This is a genomic window from Acinetobacter sp. ASP199 (genome assembly GCF_022700675.1).
In the GTDB taxonomy this organism is placed as follows: Bacteria; Pseudomonadota; Gammaproteobacteria; order Pseudomonadales; family Moraxellaceae; genus Acinetobacter.
The window spans coordinates 1,071,214-1,097,405 of the sequence record NZ_CP062182.1 but is presented as its reverse complement, the minus strand read 5'-3'; the positions used below and the strand labels follow the sequence as shown (position 1 = coordinate 1,097,405).

The following is a 26,192-nucleotide window of genomic DNA, read 5'->3' as shown; positions in this document are numbered from 1 at the left end:
ATAAAAGGCATTAAAAAAGGGATGATTTTCATCATCCCCTTTGATAATAGTCTATTTTCAGACCATTATGCACGTTCCAGGTATTCACCTGTACGCGTATCAACACGAACTTTATCTTCTTGTTGAACAAATAATGGAACACGTACTACCGCACCTGTTTCCAGTTTCGCTGGCTTACCGCCACCGCCAGAAGTATCACCACGTACACCTGGATCAGTCTCAACGATTTGCAATACCACAAAGTTTGGTGCATTCACTGTTAAAGGAACGCCATTCCAAAGCATGATTGTACATTTTTCGTTAGAGTCGTCTTTTAACCATTTTGCTGCATCGCCCATCGCGATTTTGTCTGCAGCAATCTGTTCAAAAGATACTGGATCCATGAAGTTCCACATTTCGCCATCGTTGTACAAGTATTCCATTTCTACTTCTACGATGTCAGCAGCTTCTAGTGAGTCACCAGATTTAAATGTTTTTTCTAACACTTTACCTGATTTAAGGTTACGTAATTTTACGCGGTTGAAGGCTTGGCCTTTACCTGGTTTTACGTATTCGTTTTCCATGATTGAACATGGGTTACCATCAAGCATAACCTTAAGGCCTGACTTGAAATCATTCGTAGAATAATAGGCCATGACTGGCGCACTCCAAACTTACTAACTTTAATCTATTGATGCTATGGGCTGTTGCAATGTCATTTAGCAAGTCTGACACGAACATGTAATTGCCACATGCACATTCATTTGATGTTGCGTATTCTAAATGACCAATACACCATGCCGCAACGAAAAATTCCTATTTAACAGACCTTCACTGACTAAGTTACAGTCAGACATACCAATGAAAACCGTATTTAGTCTGCGCCATAGGATGCTTGTTAAGACAAAGCTTTGTATAATCCGCTCCCCTAATACGTCAAACTTTATCCAATATAGGCACATGCATACTATATACAAACTGTTAAACTAATCGCTTCTGCGTCATCGCTTCCACTGTTACTTTTATTCTTCCCCCATGACAGACTTTCTTTATCAGGAACAAAACTGGCAGTCACAACTGAGTGACTTGATCACAAATCCGCAGGAATTATTACAACAACTAAAACTCTCACCTGAGCAGCTACTTTCTGGCGCAATTCTGGCATCAGAACAATTCAAGTTGCGGGTACCTCGCGCCTTTGTCAGTAAAATGCAGGCCGGTAATCCACTTGATCCGCTGTTACTGCAAGTACTGCCCCATCATTTAGAACTGGAAGAGCATCCAGATTTTGTTACTGATCCTTTGGGTGAAGAACAGGCCAACCAGCAACCAGGTGTATTACATAAATATAAGTCGCGTTTTCTGCTCACCCTGACTGGGGCCTGTGCCGTACATTGCCGATATTGCTTTAGACGTCACTTTCCTTATCAAGAAAATTTACCCAAGAATGAAGACTGGGAAAATATTAAAAGCTATCTGCAAAGCCAGCCGGATATTAATGAAGTGATCCTGAGTGGTGGTGACCCACTGACTTTATCCAACCGGAAATTACAGCTCTGGATCGAGCGGCTCGAATCTCTACCACAGCTCAATTTTCTAAGAATACATTCACGCGTTCCGATTGTGATCCCAAACCGGATCGATGAAGAGCTGACAAGCATGTTAAAAAACAGTAGGCTACGCATTATTCTGGTGGTACACTCAAATCATGCATCTGAGCTGGATGATTATACCTGTAGCAAACTGAATCAGTTGGTTCAGCAACAGATCACCGTGCTCAATCAGGCAGTATTACTCAAAGGGGTGAATGATACTGCAGCGGTTTTGGTCGATTTAAGCTATCGCTTGTTCGACGCCGGAGTGATGCCGTATTATTTACATGTACTTGATAAAGTAAAAGGGGCGCATCATTTTGATTTGTCACCTCAGCATATAAACGAGATTTATACAGAAGTTTTAGCGAACTTACCGGGGTATTTGGTACCTAAACTTGTTCGGGAAATTGCGGGCGAAAAAAATAAGACACCGCTTTTTGGGGTTTCAACATTTTGAGTTAAATAATAAATGAGTAAACATAATTCAGATATTTTTCAAACGCCGACGGAACTCAAACTGGATCAACTGAGTTTTTGTCCAGCCAATGTAAAAGCCTTGCAGGAATGGGTTGCAGGAATTTCGATCCTGCAACTGGGGACATCCTCCAAGTCACTGTTCAGTGCCCTACTGGAAATATCTGAACTGAAGTGTTCTGAAACACTGCGCTTTGACCTGATTCAGGTACTGCATCCGACTCTTGAAAATGTACTGACCAGCCTGGAAAAGCACTTTGTCAATCAAGGCCTGATTACTACTGACCGTAATGACCAGATTATTGAACTGGCGATGCTGCTGCGTAGCCATTTTGCCAAGGCCTATATTGATATTGCCAAACGTTGTAATCATGAGCTGAATCACAGCAGTTTTTCTTTATTTAAACTAGGTAAAAAGAAAAGTCTGACCACAGCACGTATGGTTTCGATTTACTATGCCTTGCAACAGCTTAGCCTGTTGCTGTATCAGCAGCATATGCTCTACGGTAAGCCAGTAATGGGTCAATGGCTTGCAGCTCATCAGCTGCTTGAAATTGCAATGCAAAACAATTTCCATCACAGCAATATCAATCAGATCTTGGGTACTCAGCATGAACTACAGAATATTTCGAATGCGTATGCTCAGCTGATCCTACTGGACATCTTTAATACCCATCAAATCCGACCAGCAGAAATTCAGGGACTGTATCTTTGCAGTTTTGACTGGGCCAAACTGGTTCAGATTTTACCTAAAGAAACCACTCTGTCCCGCTATGTAGTCGATAGCAGCAAAGACTTGCCACCGGTATATAACTCACGTCTGAATGATCATTTCAAGCCGAACATATTTATTGCCACCCAGAACCTGATGGAACATCTGGCGGGTACACAGACCAAAAATGCCCAGTATCTGTCGCGTAATGAAAAATTGTTCCTAACGCCGGCTTTACATTTCCATATCTATAACCTGTTGACGACGACCATGGAACGTCGTCATGAGCGTTATGAATACTCGGCGCATATCAATATCTGTTTTGGTTTATCCGTTGCGCATTTCTATCTGTCTCAGGGCAAGAATTTCCATGAGACCTTAGATGTTGAAGGCAGCTATAACTTCCAGAGCGAAAGCAACTTTGTCAGTGCATCAGAAAATACCGTACCGGCTTCATTTAGTCATATTAAAGCACTGGATCGTGAAGCCAAGCAGATTCATCATGCCGAAGTGCTAGACATCAGTGTCAATGGTTACCGGATTAAGTGGACCGGCTTTACCCCGTCTAATCTGAAAACTGGCGAATTTATTCTGGTTCAGGAAAATACCCAAAGCCAATGGCGTGGTGGTGTGATCCGCTGGATCAAACAGTCGACAGAAAAAAGTCTGGAACTGGGCTTAGAGATGCTGGCGCAAGACCTGTTCCCATGCGCAGTCTATGCACGGACCGACCGTAATCTGAAAAACTATCAGCCAGCTTTACTGGTACAGACGACTCAACTAGATCAGATCTCGAATAGTATCATTGTGTCAGGTGTACAGATGTTCAGGGAAAAACAGACGATTCACTTGCGTGTGGATGGTCATGAACTAAAAATTTATCTGACCAAAGCACAGCTGATTACACAAAGCTTTATTCGGTTTGACTATGAATTATTGAATGATCAGGAAGAACAGATTATTAAAGGCTTTATTCACAAGCAATTGAATGAAATCAATAATCACGACTTATGGGAAGCATTGAAGTGAGAAATCCATTATTGTCTAAAAAGTTAAAACGTACGGAAACACGTTTACTGATTATTGATGATAATCAAATTAGATTTAACCAGATTCGTGATCTGTTGACTGCCAATGAATATCAGGTAGATGCAGTTCTATTGGATGACCTGCAAAACTTTGAAAAGCAGTTGAATTTCAACTGGGATCTAATCATTTTTGGCCGTGCTTATGACCTGAAGTATGAACAGGCACTCAGTCTGGTACGCTTGTCAAAACAGCCAAATTTGCCAATTCTACTGCTTAAACCTGACGACTATCAGGCTGACCAATATACCGGTTATATCCAGAAAGGTGTTTACGACATTTTGAATCTGGAATATCCAGAGCGTTTTTACCTCGGTCTGGTGCGTGCCCTGTCTTTCAGCCGCCTGACCCAATCTCAGCAGCACTTAATCGAAGAACTGGAAACAGCACAAACTCAGGCACAATCACTGGTTGAGGATAGTAACAAAGCGGTAGCCACCATTCAGGAAGGCATTCACATTCAGGCCAATGAAGATTACCTGAAACTGTTTGGTCTCAATTCTGAAGATGACATTATCGGTTTGCCTTTACTGGATCTGTTACAGCCACAAGATCTGAACGAATTTAAGACCCGTTTTAAAAAGATTTCCCAAGGTCAGTTCGAGCTAGGTGGTTTTGAAATTCATTCAACTAATCCAGGTATTGCTTCAGCCAACCCACTCAAGCTTGAGTTCCTGGCATCCAGCAGTGAAGAAGATGCACTCCAACTGACAATTGATACTGCCAAAACTCAAGCCAGTACAACGACTGAAAAAGTAGCAGCCAAGCCAAGTACCTTACAATTACTAAAACGTGAGCTGAGCCGCGAGCCTGCCAATGCCAATGCACTGATCACCTTCTCTTTTTCTGCTTATGAGCCTCAAATCCTCAATGCAGACTGGGCGACCTACATGGGTTATTTCGATGAAATTAAAAAATTTCTGAAAGAACAGGTTCGTGTATCGCTGTTTAAACTGGAACATGATGTGCTGATCGGTATCATTCAGGCCGATTCTCAAGAAATTCTGGAATCAAAACTGATCGGGTTAGCTGCATTAACCAAACCGCAGCTAATTACGATCAATCAGCAGAGCTATGCACTGAACTTACGCATCGGTTATACCAAGCTCGACGGTGAACCAAATGATGAGGCACAGCTGGATCAGTATATTGCTCGTGCCTTCTCTACACCATTACCTCAAGCACAACAGTCTTCTGAATTTGTGCTGGATATTCCATCAGATATGCATGCTCCTGCAGCAGCTATTCCAAGTCTGGAATTCAGCATTGCCGAATCAGCTGCACCAGCAGCTTCTAGTCCAGCACCTGCACCAGCTCCAACTGCAGCGCCTGTTACAGCATCTGTGGCGATGCCAGGTTCAATCCTGCATGCGCTACGTCAGTGTCTGGAGCGCGGCGAAATTCATCTGAAATATCAGCAGCTGTATGACAAAGAAGATAGCAACCTGTATACCTATGAGGTAACGAGCGGTTTCATCTTTGAAAATAAATGGCAGGATATTTCCACATTGCTGGAACTGCGTGAAGATGATGAACTTTCCATCAAGCTGGATCGCTGGATTCTGGTCGAGTCTTGCAAGCAATTGCATAACTTTATCACCCAGCATCCTGAAGCCCGCTTGATCGTAAACCTGAACCGTGCGGTGCTGTTCAAGGATCGTAGTTTCCCTGAGTTTATCTCCAAGCTGATTACGATTATTCGCAGTAAATTAAAGCATCCTTTAACTTTACAATTTGCTGAAGAAGATCTGATCCTGAACCGCGAGGACGCGCAGAAATATATCCGTATTCTGCGTGACCATGGTGCAGAGATTTCAATTCGTGAATTCGGCAATTCGATGTATAGTGAAACCTTACTCCGTGAGATGGATGTCAATGCCTTAACGATCCATCCACAACTCACTGCGCAATTGAATTCCAATAGCGAGGAACTACAGGAAAAAATCACTGGCTATCTGGAAATTAAACCGGTGTATATCCTGTTACGTGAACTGAATGATATGACTTCCTTTGCCAATGCCTGGAATGTCGATGCACGTTTCATTCAGGGTGATTACTTCCAGAAAAAACTGGATCATCTGATTGATGTACAGGAGCGCTAAGCTCCTGTACAAAGCCTGAATATTGCGAATCCATAAATTTCAGGCATAAAAAAACGGGCAAATTGCCCGTTTTTCATTTTGGGTATTAACGTTTAACAGAACGTGACATACCAGCAAAACGTTGTTTGAACTTGTCGATACGACCGCCAGTGTCAACGTTCTTTTGCTTACCAGTGTAGAATGGGTGGCAAGCTGAACATACGTCCAGGTAAAGAGTTTCTTTACCAACAGCTGAACGAGTTTCAATTACGTTACCACATGAACAAGTAGCAACTAGTTTTTCGTATTTTGGGTGAATATCGGCGCGCATGGTCGATTCTCCATAAAGATCAAGAAGGTTTTGCTGTCATCGCAATTGATCACTCTCAGAAACTGAGGAAAGGCCAGAATCAAATTCAGGCAGATCAACACCATAACAGACCATTCTTTTGGCCCACCGAGACGGATACCGTCAGAGCTAAGCACAACAAGTTGGGCAATATTATACGTGAAACAAAATCAATAAGCGAATTATTCTTCGGTTTTGATTTCAATCTGTTTGGACCACATATTGGCAATAATGCCGCACACCATCAGCTGGATCTGATGAAAAATCATGATCGGTAATACAATCATGCCGAGTGGCTGACCAATAAACAGGATTTGCGCCATCGGCACGCCACTGGCTAAAGTTTTCTTGGAACCACAGAAAAAAATAGTTTTTTGATCCGCTTTATCAAAACCAATCCAGCGCGGCACAAACAGGGCCAGCAGCATCACCACAGTCAGCAAGACTGAACAGGCAATAATAAGCAGTAATAAGGTCGTTAAGCTTACCTGATGCCACAGTCCTGCCACGACGGCGCTACTAAATGCGCCATACACTACCATCAGAATCGAGCCCTGATCAAAAAACTTAACGATTTTTGGCATTTTCTTCATTTGTGGAAATACCCAAGGACGCAGAATTTGTCCCAGAATAAATGGCACGAGAAGTAATAAAGTAATCTGAATAATGGATGAAGTCGGATCAAAACCATGTTGTGACTGACCCAAGATAAAAAAGGCCACTAATACCGGGGTAATAAACATGCCGATAATATTGGAAAATGAGGCACTGCACACTGCACCGGCGACATTCCCCTGTGCCACAGAAGTAAAGGCAATCGAAGACTGTACTGTTGATGGCAGGAAACACATAAACAGGAAGCCCCAGTACAGTTCCTGACCCAATAAAGGCACCAGCACTGGCTTGGCCAACAGACCAATGATAGGGAACAGTGCAAAAGTGAATGCGAACACCAATGTATGCAGTTTCCAGTGCATCAACCCTTCGACGACCGCCTCACGTGATAACTTGGCACCATGCAGAAAGAATAAGATAGCAATGGCAATCGTGGTAATAGATGAAAAGACTTCAGCCGCCTGTCCTGATACCGGAACAAAACTGGCAAGTATCACCATTATAAAAAGCAGTATAGTAAAACGGTCCAATGCCAATAACTTAAGCATATCCCTTCATCCCTTAAATTTTATTGTTTGATATAAAAATGCCCGGCTATCTTAACAGATGCCGGGCCCAGGTTATGCACTCAGATTGATGTAATCTTTTCATCTATACCTGAATGCATTTCATATATCACGCTACATAACTAACACTTAGTTATTACGTGCGTTATGGTCCTGCTGGATCAATTCAATTTTATAGCCGTCCGGATCTTCAACAAAAGCAATCACAGTCACGCCACCTTTCATTGGGCCAGCTTCACGAACCACCTTGCCACCACGTGCCTTAATTTCTTCACAGGCTTTATAAGCATCGTCTACTGCAATCGCAATATGGCCATAAGCATTGCCAAGTTCATAGCTTTCTGTGTCCCAGTTATGAGTCAGCTCAAGTACTGTATGGTTTTCCTCATCACCATAACCTACAAATGCCAGAGTGAAACGACCTTCTTCATAATCACGCTTACGAAGTAAAGTCATACCAAGCACTTCAGTATAGAATTTTAATGATTGTTCCAGATTGCCTACACGTAACATGGTGTGCAGCATGCGCATATTATTCATCCTTATTGCCAAATTGTTGTTGGTGTTCACCGAGTAATTTTCCAACCCAGACCACTAAAATGAGAATCGGAATCCCGATCAATGTAGTCATCAGGAAGAAGTTCGGATAACCGATATTGGTGACTATAGTACCTGAATATCCCCCTAAAATCTTAGGGGTTAGTGTCATTAATGAGCTAAAAATCGCATACTGGACTGCAGTGAAAGATACGCTGGTCAGACTAGATAAAAAGGCAATAAATGCTGCACCTGCCAGACCGGCTGCCAGATTATCGACGATAATGGCAAAATATAGCCAGGCATCACTATATGGCTTAATCACCTTGCCTGTCACTTCAATATCAGTATTACTATTCACATCAACCGGAACCAATGGCTGAATATCGACATCAAGCGTCTTGGTATTTTTAGCCTCGGTACTTGTCTGGTAGACATGTGTCACTTGCTGAACAGCTCGCTCACCATCCATCAGTACTGCACTGATTAAATGCGCTGGTGCAGATTTCAGTTTTTCTGCAGGAATAGCTGCACTAAACACACCCTGTTCTTCCAGCTTGGCTTCAAAACGCTCATCATTCAGTTCATAAATGATCTTCTGATGGTCTTGTAATGCTTCACCGACATATTGACCACGAACCACAATGCTTCCCTCTTCATTTGCATGAAGGGTATTGTCGCTGGTAATTGGTAACACCTGCAGCTGTGCATTACCAGAAGTCTGCAGCAAATATGGCATAGACAGGCTGACGGTACTATCAGTCACATCAGCATTGGCATAAGCCGCCTGAACCTGGATCTGTTTGGCATCAGCGAGTACTTGGGCGGGTACCTTCACTTTCCAGTAACCGACTTCATCCGTGTCTGCCTGATAGCGTTGCTGGCCTACCTGAATATCTACCGGATTCAGCTGTTGGCCCGATTTAACCAGACCAATAAAGATCAGGTTGGTAGAACAAGCCAAAATCGCACCGACAAACATCAGCTTCATGATGTTCATCTTCTGGGCTAAGAGGCCACCGAGGAAACCACCCAAGAGGGAAAAGATTACCCCGTAGACTTTTACCGCTTCAGCAATCTGTTCCTTGCTAAAGTTCATGTCCTGATAGAACACATTGGAAATCACACCGGCAATAATGTCTGAAACCCGATAAAAACCAATCAGCAACAACAATACGAGAGCAAGTTTTAATCCATAGCGTTTAAAGAAATCCTCGACCGGGTTGACCCAGGTTTCATAGGCCATTTCCCGGTTGACTGCACCCATTTTCACCAAAGCAGTGCCTACGCCAAATGCGACTGCACCGGAGCCAATAAAACGCAAAGATTCAAAAGCGAATAATGCAAAGGTATCCTGAATGGCAAACTGTTCAGTCAACATGCTCACCAGGTTACCTGAATATACATAGCTCAGCACGAAGCTAATAACTGCAACAAAGAACACCCCAACCAGACGAAAATAATCACTACGCACATAAGTTTTGCGTATACGATCAACCTGCGGTTCGCGGATCGACAAGGTCGTGATAATCCCCACCAGCATTACAGCCGCCATCGCCAGATAGGTCCACTTCCAGGCATCATAAATATAGTTACCTTTTGCAGTACCTAAATAAGCGGCAAGGAACAATGCGCCTGCACCAGCAACAATCATCCCAATACGATAGCCTGCGTTATAGGTAGAAGCCAGCACTGTCTGCATCTGTGTTTCTGCCAGTTCAATACGGTAGGCATCAATCACAATATCCTGAGTTGCTGCGGAAAAACCAAGCAAAACCGCACCAAGCGCCATCTGCTGAAGATGCGTTTGCCCTAAAGCTGGGTCTGAAAAAGCCATAATACAGATCGCACAAACAATCAGGATCTGGGCAATCAGCAACCAGGCACGACGTCGACCTAAAGCCTTGGTCAGAAAGGGAACCGGGAGCTCATCAATCAGTGGTGCCCAGACAAACTTAAAAGAATAACCTAAGGCTGCCCAGCTAAAAAAAGTCACGGCACTTTTACTAATACCCGCTTCACCGAGCCAGAGAGATAGACTTGAAAAGATCAGGAGAATCGGCACACCGGCTGAAAAACCCAGGAACAGCATGATCAGCGCACGCCGATCCAAGAAGGCTGTAAAGGCGGATTTCCAACCCGTCGTTTGTGTTGTCATTGCTTTATTATTTTCCGCAAAAAACCAGTAGTTGCTATTCAATCCTTTAATACGGGATCTTTCAACAAGATTTACCATTTTCTCTGCATAGATCATTTTATTTTTTTACGTCAAAAGCGACATGTTGGCTTGAATTTTTCAGCTAATTCTGTATACCTTAAATCATTAATGCACTATTTCGTTTTGGACATCAACAGTGACCCAGAGACTCGATCAAATTCATTCTTCAATAACCGCCAATACGATTAACACCACGACAACTCAAGAACAAAACCATGCTGAACTGCTTAAGTCAGCATTTGAACAAAGCGAAATACAACCTACTCTTGAAAAAACCCGCTTGCAGCCTACACAACTGACGCATATTCCAAAACTGGATAAGATTCCGGCGTCAACCAAGCGCATCAAACCACTAAATAATTTTCTTGGTCAGGATCGTGCACGTGCCTCGGTGGAAGCCGGGATAGCCCTGCCATACTCCGGCTATAACATTTTTGCCGTGGGTACTGCAGGTCTCGGCAAGCGCACCATGGTCAAACGCCTGTTACAGCAGCATGCCAAAACAGTCGCAACGCCAAATGACTGGGTTTATGTGAATAATTTCCAGAATTCCCGTCAGCCGATTGCATTGCAGTTTCCTGCAGGTCAAGGTCCTAAATTCCAAAGCATGCTACATCAGAGCTGGCAAACGATTCTTAAACAGCTAGAACGTCGTTTTACTGCGGAAACCTATTACAACCGTATTGAAATGATCCGTCAGCAAACCGGTGATGAACAGCAGCAAGCGCTGATTGAACTGACCCGTGAAGGTGAAGAATTCGATCTGAAGTTGATCTCTCGTAATGATGAGCACTGCTTCGTACCGGTTCATCTTAAAGATGACAAGTTGCAGGAAATGACGCAAGACGATCTGAATGCGTTGAGCAATAAAGATCGTGCTGAAATTGCCTCCAACATGCGTTATATGGATAAAAAACTGGAACGCCTGGGTCTGCACCTCGGTGATCTGGAAGATGATGCCCGTGACCGTGTACAAGTGCTGAACCGTGATATTGCCAAACAGGTGGTTGTACCGCGTGTTGAACAGATGCTGGCTAAATTCAAAAATGTGGAAGGTCTGGATAAATATCTGAAGTTCTATGCGGAAGACATTATTAATAATGTCGAGATTGTGCTAGAACAGGAAGAAGATGACTTTAGCCCTGGCCTGTTCAGTCGTGTACCGTCCCGTTATCAGGCCAATGTCATCGTAACGTATAAGCCGAATAGTGGTGCGCCAGTGATCTTTGAAGATTTCCCGACGCATTACAATCTGCTCGGTCATGTGGAACAGTTGACTCAAAATGGTACGATTACCACTGACTTTACCTTGATTCGTCCGGGTTCTATGCATCGAGCCAATGGCGGCTTCCTGATGATTGAAGCCGAGCAACTGTTAGAACAGCCTTATGCATGGCAAGGTCTAAAACGTGCATTGAAATCAGGTCAGCTTAAGCTGTCTTCTTTAGAACATATGCTGACGCTAACTGGCAGTATTTCTATTGAACCAGCAGCGATTCCACTCGATATCAAGATCGTGTTATTAGCTGAACCAGAGATCTATTATGAAATTCTGGAACTTGAACCTGAGCTAGGCAGTATCTTTAAAATCCGTGCTGACTTTACAGATACCTTACAACGTAATGACGAAAATGAGCAGGCCTATATGCAGCTGATTGCAGATTACGTTCAGGCAGACAAGTTGTTGCCTTTCGACCGTTCTGCCTTGGCTGCTTTATTGACTGACTCAAGCCGTCAGGCTGAAGACCAAAGCTCCTTGTCATTACATGCTCTCACGTTGGGTGACCTGATTCGTGAAGCTCATCATCATGCTTTTAAAGCTGATGACAAAATGGTTTCAGAAAAACATATCAACACCGCCCTGGATCACCGTAAATATCGCTTAGGCTATTTGCGTGAGCTCTATTGGCAGGATCTGTCTCGCGGTACCCAGCTCATTGAAACACGTGGTCATCGTCTTGGTCAGATCAATGCCCTGTCCGTCATTCACTATGCGGATGTGGAATTCGGTTTGCCATCACGACTGACTGCATCGGTCTATCAAGGTGGCGGTGACATTCTGGATATCGAGCGCAGTGTAGAGCTGGGTGGTTCACTACATGCCAAAGGTGTGTTGCTGATGGCATCTTTCTTAAAAGCGCATTTTGGTCGTGAACAAACCCTGCACTTCTCTGCAGCTTTGGCATTTGAACAAAGCTATGGCCAGGTCGATGGTGACAGTGCCACTGTGGCAGAACTGTCCGCACTGATCTCTGCGATTAGCCAGTTGCCAATTGACCAGTCCTGGGCAATTACCGGCTCAATGAACCAGCTCGGTCAGGTACAGCCAATTGGTGGGGTAAATGCCAAGATCGAAGGTTTCTTCGATGCCTGTAAACTGCAAGGTTTGACTGGCAAGCAAGGTGTGATTATTCCACGTCAGAACATGCAGCATCTAATGCTGCGTAAAGATGTAATTGCTGCTGTTGAAGCAGGTCAGTTCCATATCCATGCGATTGATACCATTGATCAGGCACTGGAAATTCTGATGGCACGCCCAGTCGGCACTCTGGACAAGAAAGGCCGTTACAGCAAGCATTCGATTTATGCTGCGGTGATGGAACAGCTGGATTACTGGCAAGCCATTGAAGATGGTGCCGAGCTTGAGGAAGAAGAGCCGAAGAAAAAGAAAAAAAAGAAGAAAAAGAAAAAAGATAAAGCGCCAGTAAAAGACCTTCAGGCGGATTCAGATGCCCTGGCAGAAGCACTTGCGGCTGAGTCAAAAGAACTGGAAAACACTAAAGCCTCTGAGAAGAAAGCAGAAGACTAATTCTGCCCTTCTATTGTCTTAAGTTTCAGTCATAAAAAAAAGCGCTTCTCAGGAAGCGCTTTTTAACATCTGTAAGTCTAATAAATATATTAAGCTTCAGGTGCTGGACTGTATTGTTCAACTAAAGACTTTAATTCGCCTTTCTGGAACATATCAAGCATGATATCGCTACCACCGATTAACTCGCCATTGATCCACAATTGCGGGAAAGTCGGCCAGTTTGCAATTACTGGAAGAGTTGCGCGAATATCTGGATTTTCCAGAATATTCACATAAGCGAATGGACGACCAATTTGACTGAGTGCTTCAACTGCACGAGCAGAAAAACCACATTGTGGGAATTGTGGTGTGCCTTTCATATAAAGAAGTACTGCGTGTTTGGCAATTTGGTCACGAATTAACGCTTCTGTATCGCGTGCTTGTTCAGTCATTGATATATCCTCAATAAATCTGCTTCGCATTATACTCAAAATGAACTAAAACAGCATGTATAAAACAATATTTCATGTTTTATTTACAATTCAGCTTTTATTCTGTTTGAGATTTTGCTTATATAGGTTCTGTCGTTGTGTCTATATATGGCATCTTTGACTTCAATTTTCAATCCACCTAACAGATAAGAGTTAGTCATGAAGAACATTACCCTTGCTCCTGTGCAAACTGATCAACCTTCACACTTGATGCCGGTATTTGGCCGTCAGCCGATCAGTTTTGTCCGAGGACAAGGTGCTTATCTTTATACTGAAGATGGTACTAAGTATTTCGATGCTCTGACCGGTATTGCAGTATGTGGCCTGGGTCATGCCCACCCTGTACTTGCTGAAGCAATTGCAGAACAGGCTGCAACCCTGATTCACACCAGCAACCTGTTTGAAGTGCCATGGCAGACTGCTGCTGCACAAAAACTGGCTGAAGTTTCAGGTATGGAAGAAATTTTCTTCTCGAATAGCGGTGCAGAATCCAATGAAGGTGCAATCAAGATTGCACGTAAATTTGGTCATATGCAAGGCATCGCTACGCCAAAAATCATTGTTGCTGATCGCTCGTTCCACGGTCGTACCATGGCTACCCTTTCAGCAACAGGTAACAAAAAAGTTCAGGAAGGTTTTGGACCATTGGTTGAAGGCTTTATTCGCGTACCTTTTGGTGATATTGAAGCTATCGAAGAAGCTGCGATCAATCATCCAGATATCGTCGCTATTCTGGTTGAACCGATTCAGGGTGAAGGTGGTGTCAATACTGCACCGCAAGGCTTTAGCTACCTAGAAGAAATCCATCAGATATGTAATCAGCACAACTGGTTGATGATGCTGGATGAAGTACAAACAGGTAATGGCCGTACCGGTAAATATTTTGCTTATCAGCACACCAGTATTGTGCCGGATGTACTGACCACAGCTAAAGGTCTGGGCAATGGCTTCCCGATTGGTGCTGTGATGACTCAAGGTCGTGGTGTCGGTGTTTTGACTGCGGGCAACCACGGTTCGACTTATAGCGGTACTGCATTGGGTTCACGCGTGGTTTATACCATTATCGATATTATGCAAAAAGAAAATATCGTGGTGAATGCAGCTGAAAAAGGTGCTTATATCGTTGAGCAACTCCGCAGCCAGCTTGGTGATCAGAATGTCACAGTTCGTGGTTTTGGTTTGATGATCGGTATTGAATTGCCAAAAGCGTGTGGCGAACTGGTGGATATTGCGCGTGATGAATATAAAACCATTATCAACGTAACTGCCGGCAATGTGGTACGTCTGCTACCTACCCTGAACATTACTCAGGAACAGGCCGATCAACTGATCGATCGTCTGGTTAAAATGATCAAAGCATATCTGGCCTAATTTCTTAGACGCCAGATACACAAAAAGCCGCATCAAGCGGCTTTTTTAATTCTTTGCAGTTTATGATGCGATTTGCAACAAACGTCCGCCAGAAAGCTGGCCAAAATATTGTTTCAAGGTATCAAGACAACGGAGAATTTTTGTAGGTTGTTGTTCACGTTTTGGCATAACTGCATAAAGCCTAAATGGTTGTAATTTCCACTCAGGCAGGACTTCAATCAAAGAGCCGTTTATTAAATCTTTTTGTACATCCAGATATGACATGCGGGCAATGGTATTGCCATGCAGACACATCGACTTCGCCACAATACTGTTATTGGTGTTTAGTCGTGAGCTCAGTTCAAGTTCAACTTTTTGGGCTGTATTGACATGCTGGAAATAAAATTGTTGATGATTTTTCAAATGACTGAGTGACAAAATGTCGTGTTGCTTCAGATCATCCGGCTGTGTAATTAAAACAGATTGATTGATGTAGCTGGGTGCTGTTACCAGAATCTGTTCAATCTGAATAAGTGGAACGACTTCAACATTGCTATCGTCGATGAATTGATCAAGGCGCAGTTCAATATCAACACGACCATCCTTCAGGTCAAGCGGCTGATCTTGTGTTTCAAACTGTACTGTCAAACCACGGTGCGCAGACATCCAATGTGACAAGGCCGGAATCACATGCATTGAACATAGTTCTGCAGTTGCGACGATACACAGGTCACCGACCAGATCATCACGTAGCTCATTGATACGGACTTTGCCACGTTCAGCAGCGGATAACATTTCCTGACAGCTATAGAAAAAAGCCTGGCCGACTTCAGTCAAACTCAATTTTCGTGTGGAACGGTTCAGGAGAATCACTTCCATGTCCTGCTCCAGCGATCGAATCTGCTGGCTTACGGCACTGGTGGTAATACCCAGTTCACGTGCAGCACCGCTAAACGAGTTTTTCTCTACAACACAAGCAAATACGCCCATTGCCCGAAGTTGATCTAACATAAATTCCCCTCTAAACTTATGAGATGCTTCATCTTTTGATAAAAGCAACTCATTGTATTATACGGTGAAATTTTGCATTTGCACCTTTTTATTCAACTATTCGGTAAAACAGATACAGGATTTACTGGTTTTCCATCCAGACGCACCTGGAATTCAAGCATGGTGCGGGTTGTACCACTTGAACCCATTTCTGCAATCTTCTGGCCTGCCGTTACATTTTGACCACTTTTCACGTTAAGTTTACTATTATGTGCATAAGCAGTGATGTAGCCATTAATATGTTTGACCAGCACCAGATTACCGTATTCTTTTAGGCCGTCAGCAGCATAAACCACCTGACCATCAGCAGCAGCAAATACCGGATCACCGACATTACCCGCGTAACGTATACCCTTAATATTTGAAGCCAGATTATATTGCTGCAATACTGCACCATTCGATGGTTTTACCCAACGTAATCCCGATGACGGTACAGTCGTCACCGGTGCAGGTGTAGTAACTTTTGGTGTTACTGATGGTGTCGTTTTCACTGTGGTCTGCGGCGTTACCGGCGTTGGAACCGCAACAGTTTTACGCTGAATAGGTGCTGAAGCGTCAACGCCTTGAGTGGTGGTACTGCGTTTGGTGTTTTTCAAACGGATCGACTGACCGACATAGATACGATATGGCTCAGGAATATCATTCATTTCCGCAACACTGATATAGCTCAGGCCATAGCGTGCTGCAATACCACTGAGGGTGTCACCTGAACGAACCGTATAGAAATCAGGTGCTGCAGCATAACGTGCAGAATTATTAACATAAGGTTTGGTTGCACACCCAGTTACAATAACTGCTGAAACCACTGCTGTTGTGAGTACTAAAGTTTTTATCAGGCCTGTAGGCAAAGCAATAAAGCGTTTCGGTGACACCAGGAACATTATCTTCCTCTCTAACATCTATACGGTTTAAAAACTCGATTAGATTAGCAAAAAAACACAGCAAATAAGGTTGCAATGTCCATCTATTCACAAAGTTATAACATTAGTTAGATTTTAGTTAAAATCTGCCCTTGCAATTCATGAAGTACATCATAGTTTGTGGCATCCATCTGGATAGGTGTCACACTTACATACCCATTGGCGATAGCAAAAAAGTCTGATTCGATTTCAGTTCCTTTATGCTTTGGCATTGCAACTGCTTCACCAGATAGACCAATCCAGTAAACCTGACGGCCACGTGGATCAACATGACTGGTAATTGGTTTAGACTGGCTACGGCGACCCTGGAAGGTCACTTTGGTTCCTTTTAGCTCAGCGAGATCCGGAATATTTACATTAAAGATCTGACGTTCAGGCAATGCTGGCAAACCTGCTGCAATAAAGTCATGTACCCATTGCGCTGCAACACGATAATCTTCTGGTGAGGTATAAGCACGCACGTTTTGCCCACACAGAGAAATAGCCAGCGCAGGATGTTTTGCTAGACGACCTTCAAATGCCGCACCCACTGTGCCTGAATACAATACATCATCACCCAGATTAGCACCGCTATTAATGCCACTGACCACAAGATCGAATTCGACATCAAACAAGCCATTCATAGCCAGATAGACACAGTCTGCCGGCGTACCATTTACTGCCCAGACATCTGGAGCAATCTGAATCGGTCGCAGTGGACGGTCCAGGGTCAATGCACTGGAAAATCCACTGCGTTCACTTTCAGGGGCGACAATCACGACACGGCCTAACGGTTTTAAGCTCTGCGCCAGTGCCTGTATGCCCGGAGCGAACACGCCATCATCATTGGATATCAATATATTCACTGCAAAATCCCGTTCGTCCCAAAAAATGACTGGTTGGGACATTTGTTTGTATTAGCCACGGAATTATATATATTTATCGTTCAACATCCATCTTTAATATGTGTGGTTCATGATGATTAAAAATACGGTTACCGTAACCGCAATGATCTTTGCTCTAACTGCTGGTCTGTGCTCTCCTGCTTTTTCAGCTGAAAATTTATCTGCTGAGGTTGATTTGACTATTAAGGAGGACCTTGCTTCAGTTCAAGTGCTCACTGAAGTTTGTCCGGGGATTGTGGGTAAAAATGCCAAGCTTGAGCAAAACACGCAACAGCTGATCAAACAATATTTAGCCGACTATTCTGATAAGTCGATGACTTATGACAAGATCCAGCAAGACAAAGAATATCAGTCAGCACTTCAAGAAGCACGTCAGGAAGCCAAGCAAACCGCTAAAGATGAACATCAGGCAGTGTGTGATGACCTGATCGCTCAAGAAATCTAACTCAGACTTTCTGTCAGGATGCTGCAGCGCCATCATCCTGTTTATATAACGATTTTCTCCATCATTTTACTGCTTCCTTACATTTTTAATCTTTTCATTCCTTCAAAATTAGTTAATCTAAGCCCATCTATGTTTCTAATTTGAGCTTTTGATTTTCAATGAAAAATTCATTTATTAAAGCCTTTGGCATTTTTACTCTTTCAACTTTCAGCATTTTGACTACACAAAGTTTTGCAGCCGATACCAATATTGAAGTCACTCCGATTCAAAAAGTGACTCAGCATGAGCTTGCAGCTATTTATGTACTTTCAGAAATCTGCCCAAGTATGGTGAAAGACCAGAATAAATTTAACGCGGGTTATAACCAGCTGGTAAGTGAATATATGCCAGGTCAAAAGAACCCGGTAGAAGCTTTAAATCAGCTTAGCAAGAACGCCAAATTCCAGCCGATCCTGAAAGAAGCACAGCAGGATGCACAGAAAGCAGGTCAGCAGAAAAATCAAGCGATTTGTACAGAACTCACGACTTATAGCAAATCCTGATTTTTTTCTGCCACACTACTTACAATACTTTTGAAATAAGCTACTGCAAACCGTAGAAGTCCGCCTAGCTTTGTCCTAAAATGCTAGGCTCTTCGTGCTTACATCAAGATATTGGAACCTACTAGAAATGACCCAAAAAACTGTTCTTGCTGCATTATTATTAATTCCTAGTTTTAGCTTTGCAGCAACTGTCTTATCTGCACCACCAGAATTGAATAATAAATCTTATGTGCTAATGGACTACGAAACAGGGCAAATTCTCGCTTCTAAAAATGAAAATGAAAAACTAGCCCCTGCTTCAATGACTAAAATGATGACCAGCTACATCATTGAACAGAAATTATTAAGCGGTGAACTGACTGAAGATGAACAGGTTCGTATGAACGAATCGGCATGGTGCCGCGGCAGTAGCTCTGAATCATGTATGTATGTTCCGCTAAATGGTACGGCCTCAGCACTTGAGATGCTACGTGGTATCATTATCCAGTCAGGTAACGATGCGTCTAAGGCAATGGCAGAACATATTGCAGGTAACGAAGGTACCTTCGCACATATGATGAACCAGGAAGCAAAACGTATCGGCATGAGTAATACCAGCTTTGTAAACTCAACCGGTATGCCTGCGGAAGGTCACTATTCAACTGCCAAAGATATGGCTATGCTGGCACAGCACATCATTAAAGACAGTTCGAAGTACTACCCGATTTATTCTGAAAAAGAGTTTACTTTTAACGGAATCAAGCAAGGGAACCGTAATGCCCTGCTGTATACAGATCCAAGTGTGGATGGTTTAAAAACAGGTCATACCAATGAAGCGGGTTACTGCTTAACGACTTCTGCAAAACGTGGTCCAATGCGTTTGATCTCTGTGATCTTCGGTGCGCCATCTATGCAGGATCGTGCAACACATACGCGTGAACTTTTGGCATGGGGTTTTGCAAACTACGAAACCAAAAATGTTCAAGCTGGTAAACAAGTTTTAGCCAAATCTAAGGTCTGGTTCGGTAAGGAAAATGAAGTTCAAATCGGCCTTGCTGAAAACTTCAACGTGACTATGCCAAAAGGCAAAGCGAATGAGATTAAAACGCAAATCGTCGTTCAACCTAAATTGACTGCGCCTTTAAAACAAGGTCAAGTGGTAGGTAAATACGTTGCTTCTCTTGATGGTAAAGTCATTGCTGAAAAACCGCTTGTTGCACTGAAAGCAGTTGAAGAAGCTGGTTTCTTTGCTCGTATGCTTGATCACATCAAACAGTTCTTTAGCAACCTGTTCTAATATTTATTGATAAATATCAGTTTAGACTAAAGCCAAAGCACACATTTTCGAATGTGTGCTTTTTTATTTTATAATGGACATAAATTTTCAAGATGATATTTATATGAGCCAGAACATTCGCTCTTACCTGGACACCTATCCGCAAATTGCAGATTCCTGTTATATCGATCCGATGGCGATCGTTGTTGGCGATGTGGTCTTGGGTGAAAATGTATCCGTCTGGCCTTTTGCCGTGATTCGTGGCGATGTTAATCATATCCGTATTGGCAAGAACTCCAATGTTCAAGATCATGCCATGCTGCATGTCAGCCATAAGAAAGCCGACAAGCCTGAAGGTTCCCCCCTGATCATTGGTGAGGATGTCACCATTGGCCATCATGTGACCCTGCATGGCTGTACTATTGGCAACCGTGTCCTGATCGGCATTAACAGCATTATTCTAGATGACGTGGTAATTCCGGATGATGTCATGATCGGTGCAGGTACGTTAGTACCACCGGGTAAAGTCCTGGAAAGCGGCTGGTTATATATGGGCAGTCCTGCCAAAAAAGCACGTCCGCTGACCGAGAAAGAAATGGCTTTCTTACCGTATTCGGCGCAAAACTATGTCAAAGTTTCAGGCAACTATAAATAAACTTTAGACAATTTCATTTGTCGAAAGCTTAAATCTTCTGTATGTTCATTTAAAAATAATTCAAAGAATAAAAACCATGCAACATACAGAAGATCATCATTGCCCTGATCGCAATGAACTATTAAATCAGATCAGAATTAATATTCGACAATATGGCGTGCAAATTATTTCGATCAGCCATACCGACTATTCCCCGCCTTTTAGCTATAGCATTGGCTTGTATGAAAGATTCCAGCATCCAGAAATTATCTGTTTTGGACTTACTGCTAAACTCAGTCAGACTATTCTGAATCATGTGACTGAGGTAATTCGGAATGGTCAACGCATCCAGCTGAATAACACGTATCCAAATGTCTTTTTTCAAGAAAGCCGCTGCAAGTTTTTGAAAGTCGATCGCAGAAATATCAGTGACTATTTTGGGATTGCGCAAAGCTATTACCAAGATGAAGTGTTTCCAGCCTTACAATTAGTCTGGACCGATCGGAATGATAAATTTCCCTGGGAAGATGGCTTCGAGGAAGTTTTTGAATTTGATCAACCTTTGCTGGATCGCAATGCCGAGTTTAAATTCCGTGAAGCTAGAAATTTAGGCATTTATACGACAAGGCAATGGCTGGAACTGGAGCAGCCAATTATGACCGTATTGCATGAACGCGATGGTGACTGGCAATTTTTAACAGCAGAACCATTGGCTGAGGATGACTATATCTTGGTTGGCCTAGAGCATATGATCCAACGCGATCCGACTTTAAATGAAGTATTCGACCTGCAATATGGACAGGCAGCTGACCGGCAATTTATCGGGGATGAATGGGTAATTACAGAACTAGAGGAGGATGATCAGCTCGCTGGTTAAAATAGGGAGTTTAAGATGATATTTAACTCTCTTTAACAACTTAATATTTCATTTTAAACGAATTAAATACCGGGCGTCTTATAGCAATATCACTTTATGAATATCAAAATGGCTACCTCATTTCAGGTTGCCATTTTTTCAATTAAGGAATAATCAGATAATCATTCTTAAAGCTGTTCGCTTCAAAATCCCCTTCGATCAAATGTATAAATTTCTGATCAATTCGCTTCAACTCTAAACAGTCATCAACATCAATCACTGCATCGGTATGTGGTTTATACCAGTCTTTTTCAATTGCCAGTTTGCCCTGTGCCTTGGCTTCTGTCTTTTCTTTGGCAGCCACCACCAGATATTTATGCACTTCGCCAAACTGATCCGGAAGATATGCACCCAGATTAATCAAGAACAGTTTTAAGTCGGTATTTCCTGGCGCATCTGCAATTTGAACCTGATAATTTATCCCTTGATAACTCACTCCATTAATTTTCATCCAGCCATCGACATGCAATCCTTTTTGCAGGCCAAACCATTGATGTTTTAAATATGGGAATGCTGATTCGATGTCTGAACTAATGACTGGTACCACATCATGCACTTCTACATTGGCTTTTTCATGTTTACCACCCAGTAAGGTGATGTAGAGGTGCAGTTCAGACATAGGAGATTCCTTTAAATAATAGAAAAATAAAGTAAAGAGACATAGTTTAAATTAATTCGATTTCATTGATTGTGAAGGAAGAATATTTTTTTATTCTAACCCGAATCCTGCTTAAGCCAATGATTTCATAATTTGAATTGTTGGCTTAAGCAGGATTCGGGTTATTAATAGTTAATAAATGTCGAGTAGCTAAAGAAATTCCCTCCCCACATAGCCACCGCCCCCTAAATTTTGTAGAATACAGTTTTTATTCCATGGTGCTACTCTATGACCGCTTGGACTGCTCACGTCACTGTCGCAACTGTCGTCGAAAAAAATGGAAAATTCCTGTTTGTTGAAGAACATACTGAAGGTGTAACCCATACTGTATTCAATCAGCCTGCAGGCCATGTTGAGGCAGGTGAAACCATCGTCGAAGCAGCCATTCGTGAAACCATGGAAGAAACCGGTTATCAGGTCAATGTGACTGATCTCATTGGCATTTATACCTATACTCCACCGATGTTCCCGGATCGTACCTATTACCGCTTCTGTCTGAAAGCTGAAGTCATCAGCCATGATGAAAATGCAGAACTGGATACGGGTATTATCGGTCCAGCGTGGATGACTTTAGATGAGCTGCTTGAAACTGCTCGCGCTCGCAGCCCACTAGTGACCAAGGCTGTACAAGATGCCCTTTCCGGTCAAAAATATCCTTTATCGCTCATTTACGAGCACCAAAATTCTCCCTTAATTTCAAATTTGGATGCCTAATCCTATGCAACAACGTGTCATCGTCGGTATGTCTGGTGGTGTAGATTCATCTGTGTCTGCTGCACTTCTACTTCAACAGGGTTATCAGGTTGAAGGTCTTTTCATGAAGAACTGGGAAGAAGATGACGGCACAGAATACTGCACGGCAATGGAAGATCTTGCCGATGCACAAGCCGTTTGCGACAAGATCGGGATTAAACTACATACTGCCAACTTCGCAATGGAATACTGGGATCGTGTCTTCGAGCATTTCCTGGCGGAGTACGCTGCCGGCCGTACGCCTAACCCGGATATTCTTTGTAATAAAGAAATTAAATTCCGTGCTTTCCTGGATCATGCGATCAACCTGGGGGCAGACTTTATTGCGACGGGTCACTATTGTCGTCGTGGTGAAACCATGACTAATTCTAAAGGTGATCAATATGCACCTTTATTGCGTGGCGTAGACAATAATAAAGACCAGACTTACTTCCTGCATGCTGTTCATGGTCGTGAAATTAACAAGACCCTGTTCCCGGTGGGTGAAATTGAAAAGCCGCAAGTACGTAAAATTGCAGAAGAATTAGATCTTGCTACGGCGAAGAAAAAAGACTCAACTGGCATCTGTTTTATTGGTGAACGCCGCTTTAATGACTTCTTGAAGCAATATTTACCAGCTCAACCCGGAAAAATCGTGCTGGAAGACGGTAAAGAGGTTGGTGAACATCACGGCTTAATGTACTATACGCTCGGTCAACGCGGCGGGATCGGCATTGGCGGTATGAAAGGCGCTGAAGAAGGTGCGTGGTTTGTACTGCATAAAGATATCGAAGGTAACCGTCTCGTGATTGGTCAGGGGCATGAGCATCCACTGATGCAAAGTACCATGCTTTGGAGTGAAGCGATTGACTGGGTGGCTGGTGAGCAGGATATTCCTGAATCAGGTTTCCGCTGTACGGCAAAAACCCGCTATCGTCAGTCTGATCAAGCGTGTACTATTTATAAGGATCCAGAAACACCTCAAGGTGTTCGTGTAGAATTCGATGAGCCACAACGTGCTGTGACTCCAGGTCAAAGTGTGGTGTTCTACTCAGGTGAAGTATGTTTAGGTGGGGGTGTGATTCATCATACCAATGCACCTAAACCTGATTTTATATAAGGATGAGGTCGGCATGACGGAATTACCTTTTCAACAGGCCACAGCGTTGAATGTTCGTCAAAACCGTGCTTTGGCGTTAGCGGGTGTGTTTCAGGCCACCCAGCTAACCCATATGACTGCCTTAACTGGTCAGCAAAGTATTGGGGACAGCGGTAATTTCTATTTTGAACAGCTGATTAAAGCCAGTTTAAATATCCGACCAAGTGGTTCGCTCAATGTCCAGACACTGGATTTCTTTAATCAGCTGGCCGATATTTCTCTCGGATTAAAGACATTAGAAAGCTCCATTACCCAACCCTTCGATACCAGTCCAAAATCCAGACTTCCAAAACTTTCATCGACCAAACTTCCAATGTCTTATGCCATGGCACTTCTTCAGTTAGAAAAGAAGGTCTATAGCAATCCTAAATTTGTTGAAATCATTGAACAATCCCAGCAAAAAATTTTAAGACAGCTCTCCTTTTTTGATAATAACTACATGCACCCCAGCATCATTGCCAATCTTGCACAAACTTATGTAGATACTGCCGGACAGATTAATCCGCGTATTATGGTGCGTGGCAATGCTGAAGCCTTTAAAGATTCCGGTCACACCAACCGTATCCGTGCTTCATTGTTTACTGGCCTGCAGATGGCGCACTTATGGCGTCAACTCGGTGGCAGTTCTTGGGGCATGGTTTTTGGCAAGCGCAAGCTGCTACAGGATATCCAAAATCTCGCGCGCTTACAGTTTCAGGTAATTTAACTGATGTTGTACGCGTATCTCGTTTTTCGTTTAATTCCAAAATTTAAGGAATCAATATGAACGCTTTAACTGCACTTTCTCCATTAGATGGACGCTACGCTAGCAAATGTGATGCGCTACGTCCTTTTCTTTCTGAGTTTGGTCTAATCCATGCTCGTGTGACTGTTGAAGTGCGTTGGTTACAAGCGCTTGCTAACCGCCCAGAAATTACTGAAGTTCCAGCATTTTCTGCAGCAACTAACGCAGCACTTGATGCAATCGTAGCTGACTTCTCTGAAGATGATGCAAACCGCATTAAAGAGATTGAACGCACAACGAATCATGACGTAAAAGCGGTTGAATATTTCCTGAAAGAAAAAATTGCAGGCATTGAAGAACTGAAAAATGCGGGTGAATTCATTCACTTTGCATGTACTTCTGAAGACATCAACAACCTGTCTCATGCTTTAATGCTAAAAAGCGGTCGTGACGTACTGGTTGAGTCTATGCAGCAAATCATCGATTCAATCGTTGCATTGGCTGAAAAACACGCTGACCAACCAATGTTGTCTCGTACACACGGTCAAACTGCCAGCCCAACAACTTTGGGTAAAGAAATGGCAAACGTGGCTTACCGTCTTGCTCGTCAAATCAAACAGTTCAAACAAGTTGAACTTCTAGGTAAAATTAACGGTGCAGTAGGTAACTACAACGCTCACCTTTCTGCTTACCCAGACATCAACTGGCCTGCGCATTCACAAGCATTCGTTGAATCTTTAGGTTTAACGTTCAACCCGTACACAACTCAAATCGAGCCACATGACTACATGGCTGAATTGTTTGACGCGCTTCGTCGTTTCAACACAATCCTGATCGATTTCAACCGTGACGTTTGGGGCTATATCTCACTTGGCTTCTTCAAACAAAAATTGAAAGAAGGCGAAGTGGGTTCTTCAACCATGCCGCACAAAGTAAACCCGATTGACTTCGAAAACTCTGAAGGTAACTTGGGTATTGCAAATGCAGTGCTTGCTCACCTTGGCGAAAAACTTCCTGTTTCTCGCTGGCAGCGTGACTTAACTGACTCTACTGTTCTTCGTAACATGGGTGTTGGTTTTGCACAAAGCTTAATCGCATTTGAAGCATGCTTAAAAGGTGTAGGAAAACTTGAATTAAATGCTGCACGTATCAATGAAGACTTAGACAATGCTCAAGAAGTATTGGCTGAACCAATTCAAACCGTTATGCGTCGTTACAACGTTGAAAAACCTTACGAAAAATTGAAAGCCCTTACTCGTGGTCAAGCAATGACTCGCGACATGATGGTTGATTTCGTAAACGGTAATGAGCTTGAAGCTGTTCCTGCTGCAGATCGTGCGCGTCTTGCGGAAATGACACCTGCGACTTACACAGGTAATGCTGCTGATCAGGCAAAACAAGTTAAGGACTTAATCTCTAAAATCTGATTTAG

General features: G+C 43.1%; 24 protein-coding genes. 14 read left to right on the top strand and 10 right to left on the bottom strand.

Annotation, left to right across the window (positions count from 1 at the left end; all coding sequences use genetic code 11):
* Positions 1-65: 65 nt before the first annotated feature.
* On the bottom strand, positions 66-635 hold the full coding sequence (gene efp, locus IHE35_RS05095) for an elongation factor P (protein WP_004810438.1): 570 nt from the start codon (positions 633-635) through the stop codon (positions 66-68).
* Positions 636-1,014: 379 nt separating this feature from the next.
* Here efp and epmB point away from each other — a divergent pair, with 379 nt between their 5' ends.
* From epmB to IHE35_RS05080, 3 genes are read left to right on the top strand one after another with little or no spacing between them, the layout of a single operon-like run.
* Positions 1,015-2,031, top strand: coding sequence for an EF-P beta-lysylation protein EpmB (gene epmB / locus IHE35_RS05090; RefSeq protein WP_242789577.1), 1,017 nt, complete (start codon positions 1,015-1,017; stop codon positions 2,029-2,031).
* A gap of 12 nt (positions 2,032-2,043) precedes the next feature.
* Positions 2,044-3,789: a GTPase gene (locus IHE35_RS05085; protein ID WP_242789576.1), complete on the top strand. Its 1,746-nt coding sequence runs from the start codon at positions 2,044-2,046 to the stop codon at positions 3,787-3,789.
* Positions 3,771-5,948: an EAL domain-containing protein gene (locus tag IHE35_RS05080; RefSeq protein ID WP_242789575.1), complete on the top strand. Its 2,178-nt coding sequence runs from the start codon at positions 3,771-3,773 to the stop codon at positions 5,946-5,948. Before IHE35_RS05085 ends, IHE35_RS05080 begins: the two co-directional genes overlap by 19 nt.
* An 85-nt stretch (positions 5,949-6,033) precedes the next feature.
* Here IHE35_RS05080 and rpmE read toward each other — a convergent pair whose 3' ends face one another.
* From rpmE to IHE35_RS05060, 4 genes are all read right to left on the bottom strand, one after another.
* On the bottom strand, positions 6,034-6,258 hold the full coding sequence (rpmE, locus tag IHE35_RS05075) for a 50S ribosomal protein L31 (RefSeq protein WP_004782616.1): 225 nt from the start codon (positions 6,256-6,258) through the stop codon (positions 6,034-6,036).
* 200 nt (positions 6,259-6,458) lie between these two features.
* Positions 6,459-7,439: a bile acid:sodium symporter family protein gene (locus tag IHE35_RS05070; RefSeq protein WP_242789574.1), complete on the bottom strand. Its 981-nt coding sequence runs from the start codon at positions 7,437-7,439 to the stop codon at positions 6,459-6,461.
* A gap of 147 nt (positions 7,440-7,586) precedes the next feature.
* Positions 7,587-7,988, bottom strand: coding sequence for a lactoylglutathione lyase (gene gloA, locus IHE35_RS05065; protein ID WP_242789573.1), 402 nt, complete (start codon positions 7,986-7,988; stop codon positions 7,587-7,589).
* A 1-nt stretch (position 7,989) separates the two neighbouring features.
* A complete protein-coding gene (locus IHE35_RS05060) occupies positions 7,990-10,152 on the bottom strand; it encodes an MFS transporter (RefSeq protein ID WP_242789572.1) in 2,163 nt (720 codons plus the stop codon).
* A 196-nt stretch (positions 10,153-10,348) separates the two neighbouring features.
* Between IHE35_RS05060 and IHE35_RS05055 the strand changes: the two genes are divergently transcribed.
* Positions 10,349-13,021 (top strand): ATP-binding protein, encoded by a 2,673-nt coding sequence (locus IHE35_RS05055; protein ID WP_242789571.1) that lies wholly within the window; start codon positions 10,349-10,351, stop codon positions 13,019-13,021.
* Positions 13,022-13,110: 89 nt separating this feature from the next.
* Here IHE35_RS05055 and grxD read toward each other — a convergent pair whose 3' ends face one another.
* Entirely contained in the window at positions 13,111-13,452 is a 342-nt protein-coding gene (gene grxD / locus IHE35_RS05050) for a Grx4 family monothiol glutaredoxin (protein ID WP_004810457.1), read from the bottom strand.
* Positions 13,453-13,650: 198 nt separating this feature from the next.
* Between grxD and IHE35_RS05045 the strand changes: the two genes are divergently transcribed.
* Positions 13,651-14,862 (top strand): aspartate aminotransferase family protein, encoded by a 1,212-nt coding sequence (locus tag IHE35_RS05045; protein ID WP_242789570.1) that lies wholly within the window; start codon positions 13,651-13,653, stop codon positions 14,860-14,862.
* A 60-nt stretch (positions 14,863-14,922) separates the two neighbouring features.
* On the opposite strand, the gene IHE35_RS05040 is transcribed toward IHE35_RS05045, so the two are convergent.
* The 3 genes from IHE35_RS05040 to surE all read right to left on the bottom strand — a co-directional run bounded on the left by IHE35_RS05040 (position 14,923) and on the right by surE (position 17,656).
* Positions 14,923-15,852 carry a LysR substrate-binding domain-containing protein gene (locus tag IHE35_RS05040; protein WP_242789569.1) on the bottom strand — a complete coding sequence of 310 codons (930 nt, stop codon included), beginning with the start codon at positions 15,850-15,852 and terminating at the stop codon, positions 14,923-14,925.
* Between the two features lie 92 nt (positions 15,853-15,944).
* On the bottom strand, positions 15,945-16,772 hold the full coding sequence (locus tag IHE35_RS05035; RefSeq protein ID WP_242789568.1) for a peptidoglycan DD-metalloendopeptidase family protein: 828 nt from the start codon (positions 16,770-16,772) through the stop codon (positions 15,945-15,947).
* 107 nt (positions 16,773-16,879) lie between these two features.
* The gene (gene surE, locus IHE35_RS05030) at positions 16,880-17,656 is read right to left on the bottom strand and encodes a 5'/3'-nucleotidase SurE (protein ID WP_242789567.1); all 777 of its coding nucleotides are present in this window, start codon (positions 17,654-17,656) and stop codon (positions 16,880-16,882) included.
* 109 nt (positions 17,657-17,765) lie between these two features.
* On the opposite strand from surE, the gene IHE35_RS05025 reads away from it, so the two are divergent.
* The 5 genes from IHE35_RS05025 to IHE35_RS05005 all read left to right on the top strand — a co-directional run bounded on the left by IHE35_RS05025 (position 17,766) and on the right by IHE35_RS05005 (position 21,448).
* A complete protein-coding gene (locus IHE35_RS05025; RefSeq protein WP_242789566.1) occupies positions 17,766-18,140 on the top strand; it encodes a hypothetical protein in 375 nt (124 codons plus the stop codon).
* A gap of 158 nt (positions 18,141-18,298) precedes the next feature.
* Positions 18,299-18,682, top strand: coding sequence for a hypothetical protein (locus tag IHE35_RS05020; protein WP_242789565.1), 384 nt, complete (start codon positions 18,299-18,301; stop codon positions 18,680-18,682).
* A gap of 127 nt (positions 18,683-18,809) precedes the next feature.
* Positions 18,810-19,958 carry a D-alanyl-D-alanine carboxypeptidase PBP5/6 gene (dacC, locus tag IHE35_RS05015; protein WP_242789564.1) on the top strand — a complete coding sequence of 383 codons (1,149 nt, stop codon included), beginning with the start codon at positions 18,810-18,812 and terminating at the stop codon, positions 19,956-19,958.
* A 103-nt stretch (positions 19,959-20,061) separates the two neighbouring features.
* Entirely contained in the window at positions 20,062-20,592 is a 531-nt protein-coding gene (locus IHE35_RS05010; RefSeq protein WP_242789563.1) for a gamma carbonic anhydrase family protein, read from the top strand.
* A gap of 76 nt (positions 20,593-20,668) precedes the next feature.
* Positions 20,669-21,448, top strand: a complete 780-nt coding sequence (locus tag IHE35_RS05005; protein WP_242789562.1) for a DUF4262 domain-containing protein — start codon at positions 20,669-20,671, stop codon at positions 21,446-21,448.
* A 142-nt stretch (positions 21,449-21,590) separates the two neighbouring features.
* Here the strand turns inward: IHE35_RS05005 and IHE35_RS05000 are convergent, their stop codons facing one another.
* Positions 21,591-22,106: a DUF1543 domain-containing protein gene (locus tag IHE35_RS05000; protein ID WP_242789561.1), complete on the bottom strand. Its 516-nt coding sequence runs from the start codon at positions 22,104-22,106 to the stop codon at positions 21,591-21,593.
* Between the two features lie 267 nt (positions 22,107-22,373).
* Here IHE35_RS05000 and IHE35_RS04995 point away from each other — a divergent pair, with 267 nt between their 5' ends.
* Genes IHE35_RS04995 through purB form a run of 4 tightly spaced genes read left to right on the top strand, consistent with a single transcriptional unit; the run spans position 22,374 to position 26,187 of the window.
* Positions 22,374-22,859, top strand: a complete 486-nt coding sequence (locus IHE35_RS04995; RefSeq protein ID WP_242789560.1) for an NUDIX hydrolase — start codon at positions 22,374-22,376, stop codon at positions 22,857-22,859.
* A 4-nt stretch (positions 22,860-22,863) separates the two neighbouring features.
* The gene (mnmA, locus tag IHE35_RS04990; protein ID WP_242789559.1) at positions 22,864-23,997 is read left to right on the top strand and encodes a tRNA 2-thiouridine(34) synthase MnmA; all 1,134 of its coding nucleotides are present in this window, start codon (positions 22,864-22,866) and stop codon (positions 23,995-23,997) included.
* Between the two features lie 13 nt (positions 23,998-24,010).
* The gene (gene hflD, locus IHE35_RS04985; RefSeq protein ID WP_242789558.1) at positions 24,011-24,742 is read left to right on the top strand and encodes a high frequency lysogenization protein HflD; all 732 of its coding nucleotides are present in this window, start codon (positions 24,011-24,013) and stop codon (positions 24,740-24,742) included.
* A gap of 56 nt (positions 24,743-24,798) precedes the next feature.
* Positions 24,799-26,187, top strand: a complete 1,389-nt coding sequence (purB, locus tag IHE35_RS04980; RefSeq protein ID WP_242789557.1) for an adenylosuccinate lyase — start codon at positions 24,799-24,801, stop codon at positions 26,185-26,187.
* Positions 26,188-26,192 lie beyond the last annotated feature (5 nt).